The sequence below is a fragment of the Methanothrix harundinacea 6Ac genome, from assembly GCF_000235565.1.
GTDB classification, from domain to species: Archaea; Halobacteriota; Methanosarcinia; order Methanotrichales; family Methanotrichaceae; genus Methanocrinis; species Methanocrinis harundinaceus.
Map to the genome: position 1 here is coordinate 2,292,712 of NC_017527.1, position 24,873 is coordinate 2,317,584.

Sequence of the window (24,873 nt, forward strand, 5' to 3'; positions counted from 1 at the left end):
GGGATCGGGTCGTCATCGATGCGCTGATGCTCTAACGATGTCCTCCACCGTCAGCTCACATTCACCGGAAATCCTGATATAAACCGCCGGCAAAAATCCGTCCATGGCCGATCCCTACGTCCACGGCTACCACCCGAGGGAGAGCACCCGGCTCCAGGACCAGGCGGCGACCCTGGTCGACCTCCTCCACTCCGACACCTCCTACCCTCCGGGGTCCCTCGTCCTGGAGGCGGGCTGCGGCGTCGGGGCCCAGACCCTCCCCCTCGCACAAAACAGCCCCGCCTCGACGATCGTCGCCCTCGAGATCTCCCGCCCCTCCGCCGCCGAGGCGAGGGGGAGGGCGGAGGCCGCGGGCCTCGCAAACGTCCGGGTCCTCCAGGGGGACATCTTCAGCCTCCCCTTCCGAAAGGCCTCCTTCGACCACCTCTTCGTCTGCTTCGTCCTGGAGCACCTCCCGCGGCCCGTCGAGGCCCTCTCCATCCTCAAGGAGTTCATCAAGCCGGGAGGGACGATCACGGCGATCGAGGGGGACCACGGCTCGGCGTACTTCTACCCCGACAGCCCCGCCGCCCGGCAGGCCATCGGCTGCCAGGTGAGGCTCCAGGAGAGGGCGGGGGGGAACGCCATGATCGGGCGGGAGCTTTATCCGCTCCTCGTCCGGGCCGGGTTCGCCGAGGTCTGCGTCTCCCCCCGGATGGTCTACGCCGACGGGTCCAGGCCCGCGATGGCGGACGGGTTCACCCGGAAGACCTTCACCGCCATGATCGAGGGGGTCCGGGATGCGGCGCTGGCGGAGGGGATGATGGAGGAGGAGGAGTTCGATTTGGGGGTATCCGACCTGTACAGGACGGCGGAGGAGGACGGGGTCTTCTGCTACACCTTCTTCAAGGCGACCGGAAAGAAGGGATGAGCCGAATGAGCCGGACGTGCCGGGCCGATCGCTTCCGTCACATGAGCCTAAAGGTCGAAAAGATAATTAGCCCCTCCATCCCACCTCACCCCCATGATCCTAAACTCCCGCCTCATCCTCGCCCTCGACGTCCTGTCGAGAGATAGGGCCCTCCACCTCGCCACCGCCCTGAAGGATAGGGTCGACTACGTCAAGGTCGGCTACCCCCTCATCCTGGCGGCGGGGCTCGACATCGTCGGAGAGATCGCCAGGATCGCGCCGGTCATCGCCGACCTGAAGATCGCTGACATCCCAAACACCAACACCCTCATCTGCGAGGAGGTCTTGGATTCGGGGGCCGCCGGGATTATAGCCCACGCCTTTGTGGGGCGGGACAGCCTCTCCGCCTGCGTCGAGGCTGCCCGGGAGGCAGGGGGCCTCGTCTTCGCCGTTACGGAGATGAGCCACCCCGGGGCGGAGGAGCTGATGGGACCGGCCGCCGAGAGGCTCGCCCGGATGGCGGCGGACTGCGGCGTCGACGGGGTCGTCGCCCCCGCCACCCGGCCCGAGAGGATAAGCCTCGTCAGGTCGATCGTCGGCGAGCGGGCGATAATATCCCCGGGGGTGGGGGTCCAGGGCGGATCGCCTTCGGCAGCCCTGAAAGCCGGGGCCGACAGCCTCATCGTCGGAAGGAGTATCACCGAGTCGCCGAACCCGGCGGCCTCGGCGGACGCCATCCTGAGGGAGATCCGCTGACGCCTGATTCGTAAAAACTTTTTTATCGTCCGCGGTAGGAGATACAGTCCATGATAGTCGCGGAGCTTTCCATGATAACGATGGGGACGGGGACGAGCGCCAGCCGGTACGTCCGGGCCGTCCACCAGGTCCTGAAGGAGTCGGGGCTCAAGTTCGTCCCCGGCCCCATGTCAACCTCTATCGAGGCGGGTTCGATGAAAGAGATCTTTGAGGTGGTGGAGAAGGCCGACGCCGTCCTGGCGGGGATGGGGGCGGGGAGGATCGTCACCACCATCAAGATCGACCACCGGCTGGATAAGGAGATCTCCATCGAGACGAAGATGGAGGCGATAAGAAGGTGAGGCGGGAGAGGTAGATCCTGGAGAAGGCGACGGATGAGGGGCCGAGGGAGGCCGATTAAGGGTTGGAGATCAGGGATGATGATGCAGTTTATCGGCAGGGCCGGGTCACTGGACCGCCCCCTTCACCTCGTCGACGATCTTGCCGAGGAGCCCCTTCTCCTTCTTCTCTCCAGGCTTCTCCTTCCCCCTGGCGCCCTCGGTCCCTTTGGACTCCCTCTCTCCCTCGCCGAACTCGACCGCCAGCTCCTCCAGCAGCTCCCTCTGCCTCCCGGTGAGGGTGGCGGGGGTCTTGACGTTCACCCGGACGTGCATGTCGCCGGTCCCGCCGAAGCCGTGGAGGCGGGGGATCCCCTTCCCCTTCAGCCGGAAGACCGAGCCGCTCTGGGTCCCGGGGGGTACCTTTATCCTAGCCCGCATCCCGTCGAGGGTCGGCACCTCCAGGTCGGCTCCCAGAGCCGCCTGGGTGATGGAGAGGTCCGCCTCGTAGAGGAGGTCGTCGTCGGCCCTCTTGAAGAGGGGGTGGGGGCGGACGTTGACGAAGACGTATAAATCGCCGGATTCGCCGCCGGGGTCGGGGCTCGCCTCCCCCTGGCCACCAAGCCTCAGGTGCTGGCCGGAGTCCACCCCCGCCGGGACCTTGACGTTGATCCTCCTCGTCTTCCGGACCCGCCCCGACCCCCGGCACTCAGAGCAGGGGTCGGAGACGGTCTGGCCGCGGCCCCCGCACTTCGGGCAAGTGGAAGAGGTCATCATCTGCCCGAAGGGGGTCTTCTGGACCCTCGTCACCTGGCCAGATCCCTGGCACTGGTCACAGGTCTGGGGACTGGTTCCCGGCTTCGCCCCGGTGCCGCCGCAAGTAGAGCAGGCCTCCATCCGGGGAACCTCGATGGAGGTCTCAACGCCCTTCGCCACCTCCTCCAGGGTCATCTCCAGGTCGTAGCGGAGGTCTCGCCCCCGGGACGGCCCCCGGCGGCCGCCCCTTCCGCCTCCGAAGAACATCTCGAAGATGGACCCGCCGCCGCCAAACCCCCCGCCGAAGCCGAAGCCCCGGAGGAGGTCCTCGAAGTCCACCCCCCGGAAGAGGTCCTCCTGGGAGTAGCGGCCGTCGATCCCGGCGTGGCCGAACTGATCGTACTGCCTCCTCTTGTCGGGGTCGGAGAGGACGGCGTAGGCCTCGGAGATCTCCTTGAACCTCTCCTCGGCGTCGGGCTCCTGGGACCGATCGGGATGGTACTTGAGGGCTAGCTTCCGGTAAGCGCTCTTGATCTCCTTCTGGTCCGTCTCTTTTCCGACCCCGAGGACCTCGTAGTAGTCTCTCTTGCTCCCCGCCACCGCCTATCCTCTCCAGATCCTAAACTCCCACCACAGATCGCCTCTCATCCTCCGGCCAGGGAGGGCGGCTCCCAAGGGGCCGTCCTCCTCCTACCCGGGACGCGGACCTCATCTCTTGTCGTTGACGACCTCGAAGTCGGCGTCTATCGTCTCCCCTGAGGCGGTGGGGCCTCCCTGGCTCTGCTGCTGTTTCTCCTGCTCTCGCTGCTGCTGCTCTGCCGCCCGCTGATACATCGCCGTCGAGAGCTCGTAGATGGCGTTCTGGAGGGCCTCAGTCTTCTCCTTTATCTTGGCGATATCCCCGCCGGCCAGAGCCTCCTTCGCCTCCCCGATCGCCCTCTCGATCTTCTCCTTCTGGTCGGCGGTGACCACCTCCCCCGCATCCTTGAGGGTCTTCTCCGCGGTGTAGACGAGGGTCTCGGCCTGGTTCTTCGCCTCGATCTCCTCCTTCCTCCTGGTATCCTCGTAGGCGTGCTGCTCCGCCTCTCGGATCTTCCGCTCGATCTCGTTCTGGGAGAGCTTGTGGGGGGCGGAGATGGTGATCGCCTGCTCTTTTCCGGTGGCGAGGTCTTTGGCCGAGACGTTCAAAATCCCGTTCGCGTCGATGTCGAAGGCCACCTCGATCTGGGGTATCCCCCTCGGCGCCGGAGGTATCCCCGAGAGGGTGAACCGCCCCAGGGAGGTGTTGTCCTTGGCGAGGGGCCTCTCCCCCTGGAGGACGTGGATCTCGACGGTCGTCTGGTTGTCGGCGGCCGTCGTGAAGATCTGGCTCTTCCTCGTCGGGATGGTGGTGTTCCTCTCGATCAGCTTCGTCGCGACCCCCCCGAGGGTCTCGATCCCCAGGGAGAGGGGGGTGACGTCCAGGAGGAGGATGTCCTTCACCTCGCCTCCCAGGACCCCGCCCTGGACCGCCGCCCCTATGGCGACGCACTCCATGGGGTCGACGCCCCCCTCCGGCTCCTTGCCCATGAACTCGGTGACGAACTTCCTGACGGCGGGCATCCTGGTGGGGCCCCCGACGAGGACGATCTTGTCGATCCCGGACTTATCGAGCTTGGCGTCCCGTATCGCCTGGATCATGGGGTTGCGGCACCGCTCCAGGACCTCCTTTATCAGCTCCTCCAGCTTCGCCCGGGTTATCGTCATCTCCAGGTGCTTGGGGCCGGTCTGGTCCGCAGTGATGTAGGGGAGGTTGATCGTCGTCTGGAGGACCGATGATAGCTCGATCTTCGCGATCTCCACCGCCTCCCTCAGCCTCTGCATCGCCATCCTGTCGCCTTTGAGGTCGATCCCCGACTCCTGCCTGTACCTCTCGACGACGTAATTGGTGAGGATCTCGTCCATGTCCCGGCCGCCGAGCTGGGTGTCGCCGCTCGTCGACTTGACCTCGAAGACCCCCTCCCCCGCCTCCATGATGGTGACGTCGAGGGTCCCTCCGCCGAGGTCGAAGACCATGAGGGTCGCCTCTCCCTCCTTGTCCATGCCGTAGGCGAGGGCTGCGGCCGTCGGCTCGTTGATGATCCTGACGACGTCGAGGCCGGCGATGGTGCCGGCGTCTTTGGTCGCCTGCCTCTGGTTGTCGTTGAAGTAGGCGGGGACGGTGATCACCGCCTTCTCCACCTTCTCTCCCAGGAAGGCCTCGGAGTCATCCTTTATCTTCCGGAGGATGAAGGAGGAGATGTCTTGGGGGGTGTAGGACTTGCCGTAGACCTCCACCCGATAGTCCTGGCCCATCTTCCTCTTGATGCCGGTTATCGTCCCTTCGGGGTTCGTCGCCGCCTGCCTCCGGGCCGGCTCGCCCACCAGCCTCTGGCCGTCTTTGGTGAAGGCGACGTAAGAGGGGAAGGCCTTCCCTCCCGCGACGATGCTCGTACCCTCGGCGCTGGGGATCATGGTGGGCTTTCCGCCGATGAGGACGGCGGCGGCTGAGTTGCTCGTTCCCAGGTCAATGCCTATGATCTTGGACACGTTATCACCTTCTTGGAGTAGAACTGCCGAATATTTACCGTTTTTTGGAGACGAGGACCTTGGAGAAGCGGATCACCTTCGAGTTGAGGGCGTAGCCCCGCTGGACCTCCTCGGTGACCGTGCCTTCTTCATCCTCGTCGGACTCTACCATCATCAGAGCCTCGTGCTTGTAGGGGTCGAACTTCTCCCCCTTCGCCTCGATCGGCGAGAGACCTTCCGTCCGGAGGACGTCCAGAAGCTGCTTTCTGACCTTATCCATCCCTTCGACGTGCTTTGCGGCCTGATCGAGGCTGTCGAGGACGGGCAAGAGCTTCGTCATCAGCCTCTCGGAGGCGAATAGGGTCGAAGCCTCCCTCTCCCGGGCAGCCCTCTTGACGGTGTTATCCAGCTCCGCCCTGGACCGGAGGAGCTGATCGGTCAGCTCCTCGACGAGCCTCTCCGCCTCTGCGAGCTGCCTCGCCAGCTCCAGATCATCCCCCTCGATCTCCGCCTCATCGCCGACCTTCCGGGAAGGGGCCGTCCCCACCTCCTCGGTGGGCTCCTCCTCTTTTTTTCCTCTCTTCTTCACCTTCATAAACCACCCTTGCCAGTCGAGATGAAAGATGTCGTCGACGAAAAGTTCCCCACCTATCGGAAGGCCGGAGGGGCAAAAGGTCCCCTCCGGACCCCGCGCCCCGTTCCCCTCCCTACCTCATGGGGGGCATCATCGGGTTTCTGGTGTAGTCGTGGGGGCTCTGGCCTGGCTTCGGCTTCAGCCCCTCGACCTTGGCGGCGATGACGTCGTCGACCCTGAGGACTAAAGTGGCGGCGGCGGTCCCGGACTTGATCGCCTGGGTCTTCACCTTCAGGGGCTCAACGACCCCCGCCTCGATCATGTCGGCGGGCTTTCCGGTGTTGATATCCAGGCCGTAGCTCCTCTCCCCCGCCCCGTGGCTCGACCGGAGGCGGACGAGGACGTCGATCGGGTCGAAGCCAGCGTTCTCCGCCAGGTTGAAGGGGATCTCCTCGACGGCGTCGGCGAAGGCCTTCACGGCGAGCTGGTCTCTGCCGGTGATGGTGGAGGCGTACTGCCGGAGCCTCTCCGCCACCTCGATCTCGGGAGCCCCACCGCCGGGGACGATCTTCTTCGACTCCAGGACCGTCGCCACCGACCAGAGGGCGTCCTCCAGGGCCCTCTCGATGTTCTCCCGGAGCTGCTCGCTCGATCCGTGAATGACCACCGTCACCGCCTTAGCCCCGTGGCACCCCTCGACGAAGATCATCTTCTTATCCCTTCCGACCTTCCTCTCGGCGACGAGGTCTGCGGACCCCAGGTCCTCTCCCCTCATCTCCAGGGGGTCGGTGACGATCCTTCCGCCGGTGGCCAGGGCCAGGAACTTCATCTCTTCGTCGCTGACCCTCCGGGCGGCGATGATCCCGTTGTTTGCGAGGTATCGGGAGGCGTAAGCTCCTATCCCCTGCTTGCAGAAGACGACGTTCGCCCCGACCTTCGCCATGGCCTCGACCTTCTCCCTCAGGACCTCGTCCTCCCCCTCCCGGAAGCTGCTGAGGCTCTCGGGGCTGGAGATGGTCACCTTGGCGTCGGTGGAGAGCTTCTTCAGCTCCAGGGTGCTGTCGAGGAGGGCGATCTTCGCCCCTTCCACCCTCTTGGGCATCTCGGGGTTGAGCCTCTCCTTATCGAGGACGACCCCCTCCTCGAGGATCGTATCCTTCACCGAGCCTCCGCCGATCTTGACGAAGCTGACCCGCTCCTCGACGTCGAACTTCCCCTCCTCCTCGATCGCCGCGGCGGCGACGACGCAGATCTCGGCGAGGTCCTTCTTGAAGACCTCGATCCCCTTTCCGGTCATGGCGGTCTCGGCGATCCTCTTCAGGATCTCCCGGTCCTCCTTGGAGACCTCCACCGCCATCTCCTCCAGGAACTCATAGGCCTTCTTCTGGGCCGCCTTGTACCCCTGGACGATCACCGTCGGATGGACGCCGATGTCGATCAGCTCCTCGGCGTTCTCCAGGAGCCCTCCGGCGAGGACGACGGCGGTGGTGGTCCCATCCCCCACCTCATCCTCCTGGGCCCGGGCCACCTCGACGATCATCTTCGCCACCGGGTGCTCGATATCCATCTCCCGGAGGATGGTGGCCCCATCGTTGGTTATGACGACGTCCCCGGAGCCGTCCACCAGCATCTTGTCCATCCCCTTGGGGCCGAGGGTGGTCTTCAGGACCGCCGCCACCGCCTTCGCCGCCATGATGTTCCTCCGCTGGGCGTCCCTTCCAGTCTCGCGCTTATGTCCCTCTTTGAGGATCAGTATCGGAGCATTTGTCAATCCAGCCAAATCGAGGCCTCCCCATTCGTTCTGGTCACCAGCAGTTTAAAGTTCTATATAAATATTTCGTGAGGCCTCCGCCGACGGGAGGGGTGGTATATAGACTATATAGGAAAATGCTATATATATGGGTACGACGAAGGTCGATCGATTGAAAGAACCTGAGATGTCACCGGGAATTCGGCTTCTTACGGCGGTGTTTCTCGTCCTCGCGGCGGCCGGGTGTCTGGAGGAGGGCGATAGGGTGAACCTGGTCATCACCGGCTCGACGACCGTCCTCCCCGCCGTGGAGAGGTGCGCGGAGGTCTTCAACCGGGCCCAGGACGAGATCCGAGTCCAGGTGAGCAGCGGAGGGTCGGGGCGCGGAATTCAGGACGTGGCCTCGGGGCTCGCCGACATCGGGATGGCCTCCAGGGATGTGAAGGACTCCGAGATCCGTATCTTCGGCGACCGTTTTGTCGAGCACCTCATCGGATACGACGCCATCGCCGTCGTCGTCAGCCAGGAGGTCTATGACGGGGGCGTCCGCGGCCTCACCTCCGAGGAGGTCTCCAGGATCTACTCCGGGGAGATCACCCGGTGGAACGAGGTCGGCGGCCCCGAGACCATGATCCTGCCGGTGGCGAGGGTCCCCGGCTCGGGGACCGGCGAGACCTTCAACGAGATGATCATGGGAAGCACCATGGCCGAGACCGAGGGGGTCGAGGTGAACGCCATGGAGAACGCCGAGATCAAGACCCTGATCGTCCAGAGCGACAAGGCCATCGGGTATCTGGGGATAGGATATGCCAAGACCGGGAAGATCCGGCCCCTGGCCATCGACGGGGTCAGCCCGACGGCGGAGAACGTCAAGGGCCTCCAATACAAGCTCTCACGGCCCCTCTACCTCTACACCTGGGACGGGACGAGCGAGGCCGAGGCGGAGTTCATAAACTTCGTCCGCGGGCCGGAGGGGCAGAGGATCATGGAGGAGGAGGGGTTCTTCTCCGTCGCCGCCCCTGAGCAGGAGGGCGGAGGATAGTCGGAGACCTTGGGCCAAATTTTATTTATGGAGTCTTACAATGAGATTCAAGATGGAGTCGAGGAAGCTGAACCTCTGGTACGGCGATAACCACGCCTTAAAAGATATATCCATGGGGATACCGGAGAATCAGATCACGGCGCTGATAGGCCCTTCCGGCTGCGGAAAGTCCACCTTCATCCGCTGCCTCAACCGGATGAACGACCTCGTCGACATCGTCCGGATCGAGGGAGAGATCCTCTATGACAGCGTCAACATCTACGACAAAGATACAGATGTGGTGGAGCTTCGAAAGAACATCGGGATGGTATTCCAGAAGCCGAACCCCTTTCCCATGTCCATCCGCGACAACATCGCCTACGGCCCCAGGATCCACGGGGTGAAGAACGTGGACAAGATCGCAGAGGAGAGCCTCAAAAAGGCCGCCCTCTGGGAGGAGGTCTCCGACCGCCTCGACAAGCCCGCCATGGGCCTCTCCGGCGGCCAGCAGCAGCGGCTCTGCATCGCGAGGGCCCTGGCGATGAAGCCGGACGTCATCCTCTTCGACGAGCCCTGCAGCGCCCTGGACCCCCTCTCGACGGCGAAGATCGAGGAGCTGATGGACGAGCTGAGGGGGTCTTACACCCAGGTGATAGTGACCCACAACATGCAGCAGGCAGCCCGGGTCTCGGACTACACCGCCTACTTCCTCCTCGGCGAGCTGGTCGAGTTCGGGGAGACGAAAGAGATCTTCGAGAACCCCAGCCAGAAGAGCACCGAGGATTACATAACGGGGCGGTTCGGATGAGTTCACCGAAGGAGGTGGGGGAGAGATGAGCCCTTACAGAGAGCGTTATCATAAGGAGCTGGAGGAGCTGAAGGCGGACGCGGAGAAGCTGGTGGACCTCGTCGGCTTCGCAGTGGCCAAGTCGGTGGATGCCCTCCGCGACTACGACGTGGAGAAGGCGCGGGAGGTCATAAGGGACGATCAGACGATCAACGACCTGAACCTGAGGATAGAAAAGAGGTGCATGCAGCTCTTGGCCCTCCAGCAGCCGATGGCGAAAGACCTCCGGCTGATCGTCACCACCCTGAAGATAGGTATCGACCTCGAGAGGATCGGCGACCTGGCGGTGGACATAGCGAGGATCGTCGTCCACTCCAAGAACAAGGTCCACGTCAAGAGCCTGAAGAACATCCCCAGGATGGCGGAGATCGCGGTGGAGATGCTGGCCCAGGCGAACAGGGCATTCAAGGAGAACGACTCGAACCTCGCCCGGGAGACTACCAAGTGGGATTACGAGGTGGACGCCCTCTACCAGAAGGTGAGGGACACCCTCCTCAAGATCATCGGCGGAAACCCCGAGCTGATCGAGGACGCCACGCCCCTCCTCCTGGTCAACAAGCACCTGGAGAGGATCGCAGACCACGTATGCAACATATGCGAGAGCATCATATACATGGTTGAGGCGAAACGAGAACATCTCAACTGATCTAGCAGGTTTTTATGGAGACCAGGAAAGTACAGAGGACGGGAAAGTCGACCTTCATCGTCTCCCTCCCCAAGCTCTGGGCGGTGAAGAACGATATCCAGCCAGGCTCCTTGATCTACATCACCCAGAGCGACAACGGCGCCCTGGTCCTCTCCCCCGACAGGTCTGAGAGGGAGCTGGCCACCAGGCTGGAGATCGGGGACAAGGTCGGCGACCCGCTGATAAGGGACATCATAGGCTGCTACGTCTCCGGGTACAGGACTATAGAGGTCACGGGAGCCCACATGACGGCGGACCAGAAGAGGGACATCCACCAGATCGTCCAGAAGCTGATCGGCCCCGAGATCCTGGAGGAGACGGTGAACAAGGTCCTGATCCAGGACCTGATCGATCCGGAGGAGCTCCAGTCGGAGCGGGCCCTCCGGAGGATCAAGACGGTGGTGAGGTCGATGATCCAGGACGCCCTCACCGCCATGGTGACCAACGACCGGGAGATGGCCGCCGACGTCGTCCAGAGGGACGACGACGTCGATCGTCTCTACCTGCTCGTATCCCGCCAGTTCACGGAGATCCTCAGGTCCGGCTCTTTGAAGGAGGAGTCCATCGACCCCATCACCGCCTTCAACTACACCCGAGCTGCGACTAACCTGGAGCGGATGGCGGACCACGCCTCCAGGATCGCGGATATGATCCTGCAGTGCGACTGCACCCTCCCCGCCGAGGTCGCCGAGGGGATGGGCCGCATATCCCCCCAGCTCCTGAGCCTCATCGAGGACTCCATATCCTCCCTCCTCCTCCTCAACTCCGGAAAGGCGAACGAGGTGATAGAGCTGAGCCGGCAGCTGAGGAGGGAGATGATATTGATGGTCTCCTCCGCCAGCTCCTCCGGGGAGCACGAGGACGCCCTCCTGAGGATGGTGGCCTCGAGCATCGAGCGGATCCTCGACTACATCAAGAACATAGGCGAGCTGGCCATCAACCTCAGCCAGACGGGACCCCGCCCCGAGGCGAAGTAGGTGGCTCCTCCTTCTGTCCCCTCTTCCGAGGAGAGGATGCGTCTATTCTCCCTCCAGGAGGAGATCGCGTCTTTGGTCGTCCTGGAAAACCGGTTCTCTGAAGAGGTGATCGGCGGGGTTGATCAGGCCTTCATATCGGGAGAAGATGGCCGAGAGATGGTGGTCAGCGGGGCCGTCGCCTTCGACTCGTCCTTTCGGCCCCTATCCAGATCGTGGGCCCTCCTCGAAACGACTTTTCCTTACCTGCCAGGCCTTCTCTCCTTCCGGGAGGGCCCGGCAGCCGTCGAGGCGGTGAAGCGGCTGGAGGCGAAGCCCACCCTCCTCTTCGTCGACGGCTGCGGGATCAACCATCCCCGGCGGGCGGGGATGGCGAGCGCCATCGGCGTCGCCCTGGACCTTCCTACCGTCGGAGTGACCAAGAGGGTTCTATGCGGATCCTTCGACCCGCCGCGGCGTGAAGGGGAGGCGTCCCCCCTCCACCACCGGGGACTGGTGGTGGGGCACGTCCTCCTCTCCAAGAAGGAGTGCCGGCCGATAGTCGTCGCTCCGGGGCACCGGATCACCCCCGAATCCGCCCTGGACCTCGCCCGACGGTACCTCCGGGGCGAGAAGCTTCCTCTCCCGTCCCTCGCTGCCCATAGAGATGCAAACGACGAAAAGCGACGCATTCTGATGGGCGAAGCCTCCATATCATCCGGGTCGACTATTTTTCATCCGAAAAAATGACCCTTTCCCGGAGAGGTCCACCTCTCGACCTCCAGAATCCTCCGCTTGAGGTCGACCCCGGGGTTGTAGCCTCCTAGATCCCTCGACCCCACCACCCGGTGGCAGGGTATGATGACGGGTATGGGGTTTCTCCTCAGGGCCCCCCCCACCGCCCTGGCGGCGCCGGGCCGGCCGAGCCTCTCGGCGACTTCGCCGTAGGTCGCCGTCTCCCCGGGGCGGATCGCCATTGTGGCGAGGAGGACCTCCCTCTGAAAGGGCGTCAGCCCCGAGAGGTCCAGCTCGAAAGGCAAAGGCTCGCCGCCGAGCCAGCACCTCAGGAGGGCCCCTTTCCACCAGGCCGGCAGGATATCATCGGGCGGCTCCGTGGAGAGGCGTGCCCCAGAGATCCGGTCACCCCTCCTCTCCACCAGGAGGTAAAGGCCCAGGGGCTCCAGAAAGAGCCCCTCCGTCGGACCGGGATCCTCCGCCACCTTCACCCGCCCCGGGGCCGCCTTCCCGTCATATCCCTGATGGAGGGGCGAGATCCCATCTCCACCACCTCCACCCCCATCGACTCCGTATCCAGGATCGCGACCGTCTTCCTCCCGGTGAAGTGGCCCCAGACCTCCCCCGGGTTGATCATCAGCGTCTTCCCCGGCACCACCCGGAGGTGATGGTCGTGCCCCCGGACGACGACGTCGAAGGCCCCCGACTCCACCAGCCCCGTCACCAGGGGCTCGTAGGTCCCGTGGAGGAGGGCGATCCGTCGGCCGTCGGCCTCCACCTCGCCGAAGTCCTCGAGGAAGACCCCCCCGACCCGGCCGAAGTCGCGCTTGAGGCCGGTTCGATCTCCGTCGTTGTTCCCGTAGACGAGCTTTAGCTTCCCAGCCCACCCCTCGAAGGCGTAGCACATCCCTGGAGCCACCACGTCGCCTGCATGAAGGATCATCTCGACGCCCCGTCTCCTGAAGATCTCCACCGCCTCCAGGAGGCCTGGAAAGTTGTCGTGAGAGTCGGACATTAGACCAATCAGCATGATAATCACAAACCTTCTGCCGGAGCTTTGGGCTTTAGGGCTCTCGGCCCCGCTAGCCATGGGAAGGCCGCGGTCCTCATTTATAGCTTTTGACGCCATAATTTCGGAAACGGATATGCGTCACGCCAGTATGATCCGAAAGGGCTATATACGAGAATGGCTTTGCATCGTTGGACCCGCCTTAACTCAGCCTGGTAGAGTGCGCGGCTGTAGTAGGTTATGCACCGGATGGTGCACCGTGCGGCTACCGCGATGTCCCCGGTTCGAATCTGGGAGGCGGGACCTTGCTTTGAGTCCGGATAGTGTAGAGGCCTATCATGAAGCCCTGTCGAGGCTTCGACCCGGGTTCGACTCCCGGTCCGGGCGCTGAATCTGGGCGCAACCTTCAGTGCTTGCGCCCCTTACCCCACATCCCCTCCCCGGGGAGGGGCTTTTGTAAGAATCCAATCGAAAAGTTTATTACTGGCTGATACGATCTTTGAACGTCGTGTGCGGCATTCCATCTATCCATCAAAGAACCGCAAGATGAGCGCCCCTCGGGCGGTGAGACGCACGACCCTGCCGGGGGGGAGCAAAGGGGCTCCCTGGCCCATCCGGGGCCGGGGAACCTCGAAGTCCTTCTGATCGATTTCTTTAGGCTGCCCTTCGGGATCCGGAGCCGAGCTTATCCTCCAGCTCCTCGATCCTCCTCCTGAGGGCTCCGATCTTCTCCTCGAACTTCTCCCGATCGGCGCTCCTCCTGGCGGTGAAGACCTCCAGGAGGCGGATCAGCTCCTGGGTGGACTCGTCCTCGGAGAACCAGGGATGGGCCGCCGAGAGCCCTTCGAGCTGCTCCTTCAGGGCCTCATATCTCTCGATCAGCTCCTCCCCGGGGGATTCCCTGTTCTCCTGGAGGAGGTCCAGGGGCCTCATCAGCCGTTCGAGGCACCTGTAGTACTCGAGGAGGCCCTCTCCGGGAAGTATTGGAGGAGCCATATCCATCTCGAGGGGCTCATAGGGCTTCGTGATCTGCTGAAGTTTATCGCACCACCTTGCCCAATAATCAGTCATACGCCGGATTCCTCCATCAATTGAATAAGGCCGCTCCGTACTTAGTTCTATCGGAGATCGGGTGAGAGGCCAGGATCACCCGACCATAATTGGGATAGAAGGGGAGGCGGGGACGCCGGCGTGAGGAGGGAGAGGCCCAGGATGATGGAACGGATCGCCGATAGTCTGATGGCGGGGGCCATCTCCCTCCGGTGGGCCGGAGGATCTAGGGGGCCTGGGGCGGCCCTGAGCTAGAAAAGCCGGGAGCAGGTCCTGACCTTGCTGGCGCACCGGCTCGACCAGAGGGGGCCCTCCGCGGCCATCGGCCCCAGCTCCCTGAAGTTGTAGAGCCTCCAGCCTATCCTCATGCCGTCGGAGGCCTCAACGCCGTCGGCCATCTCCCGGGGGATCCGCCAGCCGGAGTCCCCCCGCTCGAAGATGTAGAATATCCAGCCGCGGTCTATGTCCCTCGCGACGCCGTCTATCGCCGTCACCATCGAGCCCCGGTGGCCACAAGCCCCCTCATCGGTGGCGAGGACCACCTCCGCCGAGGCCCTGAGGGCGTCGAGGACGGTGGCCCCGGAGGCGAGCTGAACCTTCTGGTGCCTGATCCTATCCTCCCCATAGTTTATGGAGACGAAGGCCGTCACCTCGCCTCCGACCCTCCTCCTAAGAAAGAACATCCACCGGGACTTTGGGGCGGGGATAGAAAACCCTGGCGGCCGCTACCCATCTCCCCGACCCATCCATCCGGTTTCGGCCGCCGATCCATAGAAAGATCGCCGCCGGGCAGCTCGGCCCCGGCCTCAGGCCTTCAGATACCTGTTCTTGAAGTAGGAGTACTCGCTGAGGGCTTTGCGGATCGTCTCCCTCGCCTTCAAACCTTCGGCCTCATCGCCGCAGCACCGGGAGGCGACCTCGCCCAAGAGCTCCTCCGGCTCGTAGTTGAAGAACCGCAGGAGCTTCTCGCAGGCGTCCCCTTCCACCACCTTCGATATCCTCCAGCTCCCCTCCTCGACGGCGACGTGGACCTCGTTGACGCAGCCGAGGAGGTTGTGGAAGTCCCCCAGGGTGTCCTGGTAAGCCCCCAGGAGGAAGGTGCCGAGGAGGTAGTCCTCGTCCCCCGAAGGTCGTGGAGGGCGAGGAAGTCGGAGTTCTCCCCGGCGAAGGACCTGATCTCGCCGTCGGAGTCGCAGGTGATGTCGGCGATCGTACCTTTGACCAATGGCTCCTCGTCGAGCCTGTGGAGGGGCATCGTCGGGAAGATCTGCTGGACCCCCCACATGTCAGGGACCGACTGGAAGAGGGAGAAGTTCCCGATGTACTTCTTGCTCAAAAGCTTCTTTAAGCTCTCGAACTCCTCGGAGTCGTTCTCGTCCGCCTCGGCGAAGGAGGCGGCCTTCTGGCAGACCTTCCAGAAGAGGAGATCCCCCTTCGACCTCTCCTCCAGGCCGATGTTCCCCAGGTTGAAGGCGTTGAAGAGCTCCTCCCGGTAGTGGAGGGCGTCGTGGTAGAACTCGGCGTAGTTCTCCAGGTCCATATTCTCCAGGGCCTGGCGCATATCCTCGATCTGGACGGGGTCGTCCTCCTCCGCGACGACCTCGAGGCCGTCCTTGGAGTTCTTCTTCCCGATCACCCTGAAGGCGAGGAAGGAGTGGTAAGCGGCGATCGCCCGGCCGCTCTCGGAGACGATGGTGGGGCAGGGGACCTCCTCCTCGTCGCAGGTCCTCTGGAGGGTGTAGACGACGTCGTTGGAGTACTCCTGGAGGGTGTAGTTGGCGCTGGCGGGGGTGGGGGTCTGGGAGCCGTCGTAATCGACGCTGAGGCCGCCGCCGACGTTGAAGTACTCCACCTCGGCCACCTTCCTCACCTTGGCGTAGATCCTGGCCGCCTCGTTCATGGCGACCTTGATCTTCCGGATGTCGGTGATCTGGGAGCCGATGTGGAAGTGGAGCATCTTCAGCCGGTCGATCATGCCGTTCTCCTTCAGGATCTCCATCGACTCCAGGATCTCGGCGGTGGAGAGGCCGAACTTCGACAATTCCCCGCCCGACTCCTCCCACCGGCCGCTCCCCCGGGAGAAGAGCTTCGTCCTGAGGCCGAGGATCGGCTTTGCCGATAGCTCCTTAGAGCACCGGAGGAGGTCGAAGATCTCCTCGAAGATGTCGATGACGATGACGATCTTGTTCGTCTCCCCGAACTTGAGGGCGAGCCTGAGGTAGTCCCGGTCTTTGTAGCCGTTGCAGATGATCAGGGCGTCGGGGCCGAGGCCGAGGGAGAGGGCCGCGAGGAGCTCCGCCTTCGTCCCCACCTCCAGCCCGACTTTCAGATCCCTCCCGCCATTGACGATGTACTCCACCACCTCCTTCCTCTGGTTCACCTTCATCGGGAAGACGAGCCTGTATCCACCCCGGTACTCCAGCTCCTCCATCGAGGCGAGGAAGGCGCCGTTGATCTCCTGGAGCCTGTCCTCCAGGATCTGGGGGAACCTGAAGAGGATGGGAAACTGGGCGGTCTCGGCCTCCTCGATCGCCTCGACGATCTCCATGACGTCGACGGTCCCTCCCGCCTCCTTCCTCGGTGAGACCGAGAGGTTACCCTCCTCATTTATGCTGAAGTAGCCATTCCCCCAGCCGTCGACGCCGTAGAGGTTGGTGGAGTCTTCAATCGTCCACATCCATCCTCCTCCTGCAGATCCCGACTAGGCCGAGCCTTTCGCCCTTTTTACCGACCGCCCTCATGATCCTGAAATAGCCGCACAACATCATCATGCCATCACGAACCCCGGGATCGGCCCCCGGGCGGGGGCGTCCCGTCCTTCGACCTTGAACTGGGCATTGAGGGAGATCGGAGTATAAATAGCTTAGATATCGGGATTATTTATAAAATGGATCCCCGGCGTGTGACAACTTTTAATAATCGGGGGGACGATCCCCCCCGGCCGGGATGAAAATGAGAGACCAAGACGATCTTTCCGGGGGCCTGGAGGAGCTCGCCACCACCATGGGGATGGAGGACCGGTCCGTCCATCAGCTCGCGATGGCCATGGCGAAGCTCGGGTTTCAGGCGGGGCAGCTCGGCCGCTCGGTGGAGGCCTGGGAGAGGATGCTCGCCGAGGAGGAGATCACCATATTCTTCGGCCTCGCGGGGGCGATGGTCCCCGCCGGCCTCCGAAAGCTCATCGCCACCATGATATCCAGGAGGATGGTGGACTGCGTCGTCAGCACCGGAGCCAACCTCTTCCACGACCTCTGCGAGGGGCTCGGCGTCGTCCACTACCGGGGAGACCCGGGCGCCGACGACGCATCCCTCAGGGAGGAGGGGATCGATCGGATATACGACGTCTACGTCTCCGAGGCGGGGCTCCAGAGGGGGGACCTGTACGTCGCCGAGTTCGTCAAGACCCTGGACCCTCGCCGGACGTACACCTCCCGGGAGCTGATGGAGGGGCTTGGCCGGAGGATGCCGGAGGATACGATCCTCGGGAGCGCCAGCCGGGCAGGGGTCCCGATCTTCGTTCCAGCCCTATCCGACAGCTCCATCGGGATCGGGATGGTCCTCGCCTGGAGGGAGGGGCACCGAGTAGTCGTCGATCAGATCCAGGACGTCGACGAGATCAGCCAGATCACTGAGAAGTCGACCCAGACCGGCGTCGTCTTCGTCGGGGGAGGGGTCCCGAAGAACTTCATCCAGCAGACGAAGGTGGTGGCGGACCTCTGCGGGAGGTATCGGGGCGGCCACAACTACGCCATCCAGTACACCATCGACCCCCCCCAATTCGGGGGGCTCTCAGGCTGCACCTTCAGCGAGGGGGTATCCTGGGGGAAGATCGCGAGGGAGGCGAGGATGATCCAGGTCTTCGTCGACGCCACCATTGCGCTCCCCATTGCAGTCCACGCCCTGGAGGAAGGCGGCAGCCGGCGGAGATCTCCGCCCCGGTTCGCCTGGCGGGACGGCGACCTCACCCTCGCCTACGATGGATGAAGGGCTGGGGAGGAGATGGATGGAGAGGAGACGAAGATCAGAGAGGAAGAAGGCGTAGAAGGGAGATGATGAGGCAATATGGCGATGGAAAAAGAAGAGGGGGACGGCGCCGTCAGAGCCCCGTGGCGCTGGCGAGCTCCAGGCTCTCGGCCCGGTTGCCGTTCCCCTCCACCAGGACCGCCCGGCTGCCGTCGTTCCAGATGTAGACGTACTTCAGCTCCTTTCCGACCTTCTCCCGGATCTCCGTCACCTGGCGGCCGTTGACGACGGCGGTGCTGAACCTGTCGACGCCCACGAAGGGCGGGTTCTCGTACTTGGGCTGGGCCAGGTAGTTTGCGACGGCGGCCTCGGCCCCGGCCTCGGTCTCGCATTCGATCACCAACACCCTAGCGTCGTAGTCCTTGCCCATCTCACCCCACTGGTACTTGCCCAGGGTGGCGTTGACTCTGCCGATATCCTCATCTCCCCTGAAATCGGCGATCTCATCCTCCATATTTATGCCCACAGTCGATTCGTCGACGACGGCGATGAGGGAGAAGCCCTCGGGGAGGTTCTCGGTGGGCACCGCCGCCGCTTCGCCTCCCGCCTCCTCGTCGCTCAGGCAGCCGGAGGCGAGGACTAAACCTGCGATCAGCAGCATGCAAACCGCGCACTTCAGGTTCATGGGGGAGAAGACCGGCTGAAGCAAGATAAAGGCTTTGCTGGCCGTGGCTTTGCACGTAAACCCCTTTCTGCACGTAAAGTCTGATGTCTGCACGTAAAGTCTTTGGAGTACCTATCTTAAGTTACTAGCATTGCAGTAACCAAAACGTTTTCCTAGATGCCGGGCATCGATGTGTTGAGGGCAAAATTATGAATATCGTATCGAGCACGAATGCCAATTGCTGGCTTGCGCCGGTAAAGGGTGATAAAAATAAGTCTGCCGAGAAAGTAATCCAAACCTTGGTAGGCAATGAAGGGATCTTTGGATTCGGTGAGAGAACACCTGCGAGGAAGCGTCTAAGACCTGGAGATTTGATATGTTTTTACGCAAAAGGCAGCGGTATAGTTGCACATGCAGAAGTTGCGTCTAGCCCAAGAGAAATGCATCGTCATAGAATCAACATGTTGAGTAAGTACCCCCGCGCGTTTAGCGTCAAGAATGTCGAATTGTATTTAAATAATCCGAATGCAATAGATTCTGTTTGTAGAGGCAGACTGGAAGCTTTCAGAGATCGAGATCCAAATGCTCCATGGGGTTGGTTCGTGTTGACAACCCGGCGAATAAGCAACCACGATTTTAAGATATTAACTTCGGCCCGATAATTATTTTTATTTTGGAGATCGAAAGCCAAAGACAGAACAAAATACGGTGGTATATATTATATTAATTCATTTTCGATAATTTTTCTGGACGAATCTACAAATTGATTTCTTTTATTTTTTGCATTAAAAGCTTCTTTGCATAAGCATGTTACCTCATCTATAATATCCTTTTCTACATAAGGTATATCAATATAATTTAATCCATCTTCTATTGTGGGTATTGTAGATTGGACGAATATTCTTCTGTAGATTTGGTACAAACCAAACTTTGTATTTAAAAAAATAAAAATGAATTCCGGTGTGAAATAATCATCTACTATTCGAATTCGTTTAATGTGACTCTGAATTACACAATCATCCCCTTCTAAACACATTGCAGATAATCCAATTTTTCCATCGTTGGTAAAAAGAATATCATTCGGTCGCAAATCTTGTTTATATTCATCATATATCTTTTTATTTATTTTATGGTGTGAATCGCGATCTATACCGTGGTTCACTAGATCTGAAGTCCGAATAAATGGTATGCCATGGTCGCTGTAATTTTTTGAGCCCACCTCTTTTCCTTTTATAATTTTCGCTATTTTCCACAAATTTGTGGTTTCAAATCTTTCTTTTAGAAGCCGATTTGTTTCCCGATACGGTGGGTAATAAAAGGTAGGTGAAAATTTCGATTCTAACTCTGTCACAGGGATCTGGAAAGTTGAACAATTTTGATAATTCATATCTATATTAAAATATTGTTCTAATTCGCACTGGGCTTTGGTTAGATTGGTAAAAAAATCCACTTCGAATTTAGCCGCCTTTTCCATCAAATCCGATACTTTATTTACGCATTCTTTGTTAAATACTACCAACAATTCCCTGAGGGGGGCAAGTGTTAAATGCGCATGAGTTTGCTGTGTTTTCACTCTTTGCATTTGGATTTTCCCTAATTTACTGGATAGGTAGGCTGCCAAAAATCCAGAAAAATTTTTATCATTCACATACAGACCGACGATGTCCTGGCTTATGTTGGATTTTCCTAGATATTCGGGCACCAAAGCAATGTTCCCAACTGTACCACTTTTACTTATTACTATATCCCCCGGCGACACTTCTGTTTTAATATTACTATCATGCAAATCAGCACTCAGATATGTTATATCATTAATATCTATCGTTAAATACTTGATACAGGATACTCTAATAAATGGAACCCCCGCATCTTTATATTCCGATGCGGATATACTAAAGATTCCCTTTTTTAAATTGCCAAATGCGGCCAGTTTTCTTACTTCGTAGTCGTTACTATTTGATTTATCTTTAATAATTCTAAGCAAGCCTAGCGCCGATGGATCGTAATATCTAACATCAAATCTATTTTCTAATTCAGACGAGTATAATTCTGCTGTATAGTGCATTAATAATTTCTCCTCTTGAAACTTTGATATTCTTCCGCGATTAGCGGTAAATCATCATCCGGTATTAGTTCTCCGTGTTCATCTTTCTTAAATATCGGCTTGGCCCGTCTATCGTGTCCACACTTCTCGGCAAAAGCCATGAAAATTTTATAATCCGTTTCCATTACTTGATCCTTTTTCTGTAGAAAAACTACACTTGTTTTTGTGCTAGTACTCGGTTGGAATGTCTCATTTGGTAAATCAACCACGGCGAGCAAGTTTGCTCTAGATAAAATAAACTCTCGTATGTATCCGTCTGATTGATTGCCAACTATACTATCTGGTAAAACTATGCCAATTCTTCCGCCCGGTTTTAGCAGTTCCAAGCACCGTTCTATAAAGAGAATTTGGGGTGGGCGCCTATCTGCAAATTTTTGCGTCCTTTCCCATTTTTGCTCGTTTTTATTAAATCTCCATTTGTAACTAAGAGAATATTGAGAAAGCACTTCCTTCGATGTTATTGATATTTTCGACCCGAACGGCGGGTTTGTCAGTAATACATCGAATGATCCAAAATTTATCCTATCCTGAGTCTTATTTTGCCAATCTAAGGGACTAAATAGGCTATTTTCACAAAAGACGCCCCCACGCCCATCTCCAATAATTGCCATATACGCCTTAGTGACCTTCGCAAGAAAAGAATCTTTATCAATTCCAAAGAAATACTTATTTGAAATATCCTTTTTCTTCTGAACAATCAACTCCTGCGACCAATTTTTTCGTTTCCCCTCTTCTTCAATTTTGTCCCATACATATTCTAATGCAACTATTAAAAATCCTCCACTCCCACAAGCGGGATCAATTACATATTCTCCAGGATCGGGATCTAATATTCGCACGACCATTTTTACAACATTCCTGGGTGTAAAAAATTGCCCTTCTCCCCCTCGTAGTGCTGGCCCAATAAAAACTTCAAATGCGTCACCTAAAGCATCCCGTTCCGCCGAAATTATACAGTACTTCTGAAGTTCCCCAACCACATAGATTAAAGAGTCATCATCAAGTTTTATGCTATCCTCTTCATCAAAAACATCGTCATAATCCTGCTTTACTTTTGTAAACAAGTTTTCAATTCTCGTTCTGACATCGATTTTATCTTCATCAATTCCAGCGCGAAATTTAACATTTTCATCAGGTGCGGTATTGATTTCATCATACAATTTACAAAACAATATATTAATTATCTGCTGTGCTATTGCCTCATCTCTTGTGATTCCTGTAGCCGAACCAGCTAAATGGTTTCGAATATCGTTGAACACAACCTTTAAATTATTAGGAGTTTGTAAATCTTTTCGTTTATATAACCCAATATCCGCGACCCGTTCTCCATGTTTTGGTATGTCTGGTATTTCTTTCCAAGTTATGCGGCCATCATCGAATGCCTTTCTTAGATACAAATGATCTTTACCATTAAACCAGACGCCTATTTCGACGCTGGGTATGAGGTTGAGATAAATACTTAGTTGCTTGAGACCATCGCTCCGATTCGGTTGCTTACATTCCACGACAATACGCATATTATTATATTCCTTCTTATCATTATAAAATACAGCGATATCTACAGGGTATTTTTCTTCTCCAGACGGAGCAGTCTTTGTACGAAATTGGGGATGAGTTTGTATCTGGTGTTTACGATACCCATAGTCTTCGACAAGTTTTTTGGCAAAAACTTGAACTGCCTCGGCTTCCTCTGGGGTAGCTAAAACTTCAATACCGGATATATAATCAATTAAAGTTCTTTTTCCCTCGTTAGTAGAATTGCCGACTTCGCTATTACTTTCCCATTTAGATCTCGTCATCATATCAACTCATCTTTCGGAGCTTGCTGGTTCCATCAATATGATCTTAACCCGCTTGTCTACCCATTCTCTTGGTACATATACCCTTCCAGAGTTACCTCCGGCTTTTACAACTTTTTCTATGACTTGGTAGGCATCTAGAGTAATCTTCATCGGATCAGTCATATGATGGCTGTAAAATGGAGTTATAATATATATACTTTGTGGTTGTTAATAGATACATAATAGTTTATATTAATCTATCAGTTATCTTTAAATGCTTGTAGTTACTATGTATCTACTATGGAACGTGGTGTAAAGAACATTCGAGAAGAACGCGGCAAAGCAATCGCAGATCAGGGCAACCAGATCAAGAAGGTTAGTGAAACCTCATTCAAGGTGAGATCGCAATCAGGAAACAAAACCTACGAGGTAAAGAGTACTCCTAATGGCATGACCTGTACCTGTCCTGATTTCGTTTACCGAGGAGGTAAGTGCAAGCACATAATGGCAACCCGCTATTACCTCGAAGTTGAGAAGGATACTCCAAAAGGCGTAGTTACTGAGAAGGTCCACCTAACCTATGCTCAGGCATGGAACGCATACAATAAAGCGCAGAAGGCAGAGGTCAAACTCTTCGATGAGTTACTAAAGGACTTAGTGAAAGCCATACCCGAACCAGAGCAAACCACAGGGAGACCTCGCCTACCCCTTCAAGAGAACCTGTTTTGCGCTATCCAAAAAGTCTACTCGCAACTCTCCAGCCGTCGCGCACACAGTTTGTTCCAGAACGCGACAGACAAAGGACAGATCAGCAAAGCACCCCACTTCAATTCAACATCAGAACTCTTTAACAAGCCCGAGACAACAGCGATCCTTCATCAGCTTGTAACCCTCTCCGCCTTGCCCGTTGCTGGAATAGAAACCGATTTTGCGATCGACTCAACGGGATTCCGTACAACTACGTTTAACGCCTATTGCGGCACAAAGCATGGTGAGAAGAAACAACACCGATGGGTGAAAGCTCATCTATGTGCGGGTGTTAAAACCAACATCGTAGCAGCCATATCGATAACTGATGAGTACAGCAATGACTCGCCTCAGTTTGGACCCCTGGTAAGGAAGACCGCTGAAGGATTCACCATAGATGAAGTCTCTGCTGATATGGCATACTCTTCAAGGAAGAACCTCGAACTTGTAGGTGATGTTGGAGGCACAGCCTACATCCCTTACAGGAAGAATGCAACGGGTAAGGCTGGCGGTTCTCCTCTCTGGAAGAAGATGTATCACTACTTCCAACTCAATCGTGACGAGTTCATGGACCACTATCATAAGCGAAGTAACATCGAAGCTACCAACGCTGCGATCAAGCGTAAGTTCGGAGAGACCTTAAAGTCAAAGAACGAAGTTGCCCAAGTCAACGAACTGCTGGCAAAAATTGTAGCTTACAATCTCACGGTAGTCATCCATGAGATGTATGAGAATGGGATCAACCCTGAGTTCTTGCACGTAAAGTCCGAAGTCTGCACGTAAAGTCCTCTATTTTTACCCTTTTACGTGCAAAGCCGCTGGCCGTCTCCGGAGCCGGACCGAAAGGTCGGGGATGACGGGAGGGCTAGATCTTTCAGATAATAAATTTTAAATAGATATAAAAATAATCTTTATTTAAAAATAATATTTTTCATAATAGCGAAGTGTTTAAATATATTGCGAGACCACTTTGAACTATTGGTTGCAGCGAGGCTGCCAGGGAAACCGGCAGCTATGGAACGAGCGGTAAAATAAAAAGGTGATAATCCATGGTAAACCCAGGACAGGAGCTTTCGAGCATCGATTTCGAGTCGATGATAGGTGGGCCCTTGATCGCGGTGGTGAACGCCCAGGCCCAGGCAGCTCTGAGCACAGTGAACTTCATAAAATCGGTGGGCTTCAAGGCCGGCGAGAGCGACGACCCCGAAGCGAGCGATACGGGGGACCCGATATATGTGACCTTCAAATATCCCAAGGAGATCTCCCCATATCAGCCGGCAGTTCCGGCATCGGGTGACACCCCTGCCACCCCTGCCGTACCAGCCCAGATTCAGCAGATGAAGCTGGAGGTCCCCATCCTCACCATGCTCCCGATCCCCTTCATCCGGATCGAGGAGACGACCATCGATTTCAACGCCAAAATCACCAGCATGGAGTACAGAAAGGTCGACACCAACCTGAAGGTGGACGCCTCTCTCGAGGCCAAAGCCGGGTGGTTCTTCGGATCGGCAAAGCTGAAGGTGTCCACATCTTACCAGAGGTCCACCTCCGAGGGATCGAACGTCAACCGGACCTACTCCCTGGCGATCCACGTGAAGGCCGTCCAGGACGAGATGCCCGGGGGCATGGAGAAGATCCTGAGCATCCTGGAAGAGTCGATGAGAGGACAGCCGGTGAGCGCACAGGCTCCGGTAGTGAGCTGAAGAGGAGGGGGCAGCGTCAGCT

At 57.9% G+C, this 24,873-nt stretch carries 24 protein-coding genes and 2 tRNA genes; 13 read left to right on the top strand and 13 right to left on the bottom strand.

Going from position 1 to position 24,873, the window contains the following annotated elements; translation table 11 throughout:
• Positions 1-103 precede the first annotated feature (103 nt).
• From MHAR_RS10810 to MHAR_RS10820, 3 genes are all read left to right on the top strand, one after another.
• A complete protein-coding gene (locus MHAR_RS10810) occupies positions 104-910 on the top strand; it encodes a methyltransferase domain-containing protein (RefSeq protein ID WP_014587653.1) in 807 nt (268 codons plus the stop codon).
• 93 nt (positions 911-1,003) lie between these two features.
• Positions 1,004-1,645 carry an orotidine-5'-phosphate decarboxylase gene (pyrF, locus tag MHAR_RS10815; RefSeq protein ID WP_014587654.1) on the top strand — a complete coding sequence of 214 codons (642 nt, stop codon included), beginning with the start codon at positions 1,004-1,006 and terminating at the stop codon, positions 1,643-1,645.
• Positions 1,646-1,695: 50 nt separating this feature from the next.
• Positions 1,696-1,986: an MTH1187 family thiamine-binding protein gene (locus MHAR_RS10820; RefSeq protein ID WP_014587655.1), complete on the top strand. Its 291-nt coding sequence runs from the start codon at positions 1,696-1,698 to the stop codon at positions 1,984-1,986.
• A 105-nt stretch (positions 1,987-2,091) separates the two neighbouring features.
• Here the strand turns inward: MHAR_RS10820 and dnaJ are convergent, their stop codons facing one another.
• The 4 genes from dnaJ to thsA form a co-directional block, all read right to left on the bottom strand.
• The gene (dnaJ, locus tag MHAR_RS10825) at positions 2,092-3,318 is read right to left on the bottom strand and encodes a molecular chaperone DnaJ (RefSeq protein ID WP_014587656.1); all 1,227 of its coding nucleotides are present in this window, start codon (positions 3,316-3,318) and stop codon (positions 2,092-2,094) included.
• A gap of 108 nt (positions 3,319-3,426) precedes the next feature.
• On the bottom strand, positions 3,427-5,286 hold the full coding sequence (gene dnaK / locus MHAR_RS10830; RefSeq protein ID WP_014587657.1) for a molecular chaperone DnaK: 1,860 nt from the start codon (positions 5,284-5,286) through the stop codon (positions 3,427-3,429).
• A 34-nt stretch (positions 5,287-5,320) separates the two neighbouring features.
• Entirely contained in the window at positions 5,321-5,860 is a 540-nt protein-coding gene (locus MHAR_RS10835) for a nucleotide exchange factor GrpE (protein WP_014587658.1), read from the bottom strand.
• Between the two features lie 112 nt (positions 5,861-5,972).
• Complete coding sequence (gene thsA / locus MHAR_RS10840; protein ID WP_014587659.1) at positions 5,973-7,619, bottom strand: thermosome subunit alpha; 1,647 nt, start codon at positions 7,617-7,619, stop codon at positions 5,973-5,975.
• A 142-nt stretch (positions 7,620-7,761) separates the two neighbouring features.
• Here thsA and MHAR_RS10845 point away from each other — a divergent pair, with 142 nt between their 5' ends.
• From MHAR_RS10845 to MHAR_RS10865, 5 genes are all read left to right on the top strand, one after another.
• On the top strand, positions 7,762-8,631 hold the full coding sequence (locus tag MHAR_RS10845) for a phosphate ABC transporter substrate-binding protein (protein WP_014587660.1): 870 nt from the start codon (positions 7,762-7,764) through the stop codon (positions 8,629-8,631).
• Positions 8,632-8,671: 40 nt separating this feature from the next.
• Positions 8,672-9,418 (top strand): phosphate ABC transporter ATP-binding protein PstB, encoded by a 747-nt coding sequence (pstB, locus tag MHAR_RS10850; RefSeq protein ID WP_048144635.1) that lies wholly within the window; start codon positions 8,672-8,674, stop codon positions 9,416-9,418.
• Between the two features lie 25 nt (positions 9,419-9,443).
• On the top strand, positions 9,444-10,103 hold the full coding sequence (gene phoU, locus MHAR_RS10855; protein WP_014587662.1) for a phosphate signaling complex protein PhoU: 660 nt from the start codon (positions 9,444-9,446) through the stop codon (positions 10,101-10,103).
• A gap of 14 nt (positions 10,104-10,117) precedes the next feature.
• On the top strand, positions 10,118-11,119 hold the full coding sequence (locus tag MHAR_RS10860) for a phosphate uptake regulator PhoU (RefSeq protein WP_014587663.1): 1,002 nt from the start codon (positions 10,118-10,120) through the stop codon (positions 11,117-11,119).
• Between the two features lie 72 nt (positions 11,120-11,191).
• On the top strand, positions 11,192-11,845 hold the full coding sequence (locus tag MHAR_RS10865) for an endonuclease V (protein WP_187287819.1): 654 nt from the start codon (positions 11,192-11,194) through the stop codon (positions 11,843-11,845).
• On the opposite strand, the gene MHAR_RS10870 is transcribed toward MHAR_RS10865, so the two are convergent.
• The gene (locus tag MHAR_RS10870) at positions 11,830-12,315 is read right to left on the bottom strand and encodes a methylated-DNA--[protein]-cysteine S-methyltransferase (RefSeq protein ID WP_228369559.1); all 486 of its coding nucleotides are present in this window, start codon (positions 12,313-12,315) and stop codon (positions 11,830-11,832) included. The genes MHAR_RS10865 and MHAR_RS10870 overlap by 16 nt on opposite strands.
• A 2-nt stretch (positions 12,316-12,317) precedes the next feature.
• A complete protein-coding gene (locus MHAR_RS10875; protein WP_048144637.1) occupies positions 12,318-12,860 on the bottom strand; it encodes a metallophosphoesterase in 543 nt (180 codons plus the stop codon).
• Between the two features lie 175 nt (positions 12,861-13,035).
• Between MHAR_RS10875 and MHAR_RS10880 the strand changes: the two genes are divergently transcribed.
• Together MHAR_RS10880 and MHAR_RS10885 are read left to right on the top strand one after the other, a co-directional pair.
• Positions 13,036-13,142 (top strand) — tRNA-Tyr (locus MHAR_RS10880).
• Between the two features lie 11 nt (positions 13,143-13,153).
• A tRNA-Asp gene (locus tag MHAR_RS10885) sits at positions 13,154-13,226 on the top strand.
• A 267-nt stretch (positions 13,227-13,493) separates the two neighbouring features.
• On the opposite strand, the gene MHAR_RS10890 is transcribed toward MHAR_RS10885, so the two are convergent.
• The 3 genes from MHAR_RS10890 to speA all read right to left on the bottom strand — a co-directional run bounded on the left by MHAR_RS10890 (position 13,494) and on the right by speA (position 16,566).
• The gene (locus MHAR_RS10890) at positions 13,494-13,910 is read right to left on the bottom strand and encodes a hypothetical protein (RefSeq protein WP_014587667.1); all 417 of its coding nucleotides are present in this window, start codon (positions 13,908-13,910) and stop codon (positions 13,494-13,496) included.
• A gap of 230 nt (positions 13,911-14,140) precedes the next feature.
• Entirely contained in the window at positions 14,141-14,572 is a 432-nt protein-coding gene (locus MHAR_RS10895; protein WP_048144638.1) for a hypothetical protein, read from the bottom strand.
• A gap of 194 nt (positions 14,573-14,766) precedes the next feature.
• Positions 14,767-16,566: a biosynthetic arginine decarboxylase gene (gene speA, locus MHAR_RS10900; protein WP_014587669.1), complete on the bottom strand. Its 1,800-nt coding sequence runs from the start codon at positions 16,564-16,566 to the stop codon at positions 14,767-14,769.
• Positions 16,567-16,835: 269 nt separating this feature from the next.
• On the opposite strand from speA, the gene MHAR_RS10905 reads away from it, so the two are divergent.
• The gene (locus tag MHAR_RS10905; RefSeq protein WP_014587670.1) at positions 16,836-17,873 is read left to right on the top strand and encodes a deoxyhypusine synthase; all 1,038 of its coding nucleotides are present in this window, start codon (positions 16,836-16,838) and stop codon (positions 17,871-17,873) included.
• 112 nt (positions 17,874-17,985) lie between these two features.
• Here the strand turns inward: MHAR_RS10905 and MHAR_RS10910 are convergent, their stop codons facing one another.
• The 4 genes from MHAR_RS10910 to MHAR_RS13080 all read right to left on the bottom strand — a co-directional run bounded on the left by MHAR_RS10910 (position 17,986) and on the right by MHAR_RS13080 (position 22,584).
• The gene (locus tag MHAR_RS10910; protein WP_143763405.1) at positions 17,986-18,537 is read right to left on the bottom strand and encodes a hypothetical protein; all 552 of its coding nucleotides are present in this window, start codon (positions 18,535-18,537) and stop codon (positions 17,986-17,988) included.
• Positions 18,538-19,234: 697 nt separating this feature from the next.
• On the bottom strand, positions 19,235-20,581 hold the full coding sequence (locus MHAR_RS13075; protein WP_014587672.1) for a restriction endonuclease subunit S: 1,347 nt from the start codon (positions 20,579-20,581) through the stop codon (positions 19,235-19,237).
• Entirely contained in the window at positions 20,581-22,422 is a 1,842-nt protein-coding gene (locus MHAR_RS10915) for a restriction endonuclease subunit M (protein WP_014587673.1), read from the bottom strand. Before MHAR_RS10915 ends, MHAR_RS13075 begins: the two co-directional genes overlap by 1 nt.
• A gap of 6 nt (positions 22,423-22,428) precedes the next feature.
• Positions 22,429-22,584, bottom strand: a complete 156-nt coding sequence (locus MHAR_RS13080; RefSeq protein ID WP_143763406.1) for a DUF2080 family transposase-associated protein — start codon at positions 22,582-22,584, stop codon at positions 22,429-22,431.
• A gap of 117 nt (positions 22,585-22,701) precedes the next feature.
• Between MHAR_RS13080 and MHAR_RS10920 the strand changes: the two genes are divergently transcribed.
• Both MHAR_RS10920 and MHAR_RS10925 read left to right on the top strand, forming a co-directional pair.
• Positions 22,702-23,931 carry a transposase gene (locus MHAR_RS10920; RefSeq protein WP_014587675.1) on the top strand — a complete coding sequence of 410 codons (1,230 nt, stop codon included), beginning with the start codon at positions 22,702-22,704 and terminating at the stop codon, positions 23,929-23,931.
• 266 nt (positions 23,932-24,197) lie between these two features.
• On the top strand, positions 24,198-24,851 hold the full coding sequence (locus MHAR_RS10925) for a DUF2589 domain-containing protein (RefSeq protein WP_014587676.1): 654 nt from the start codon (positions 24,198-24,200) through the stop codon (positions 24,849-24,851).
• Positions 24,852-24,873: the final 22 nt, after the last annotated feature.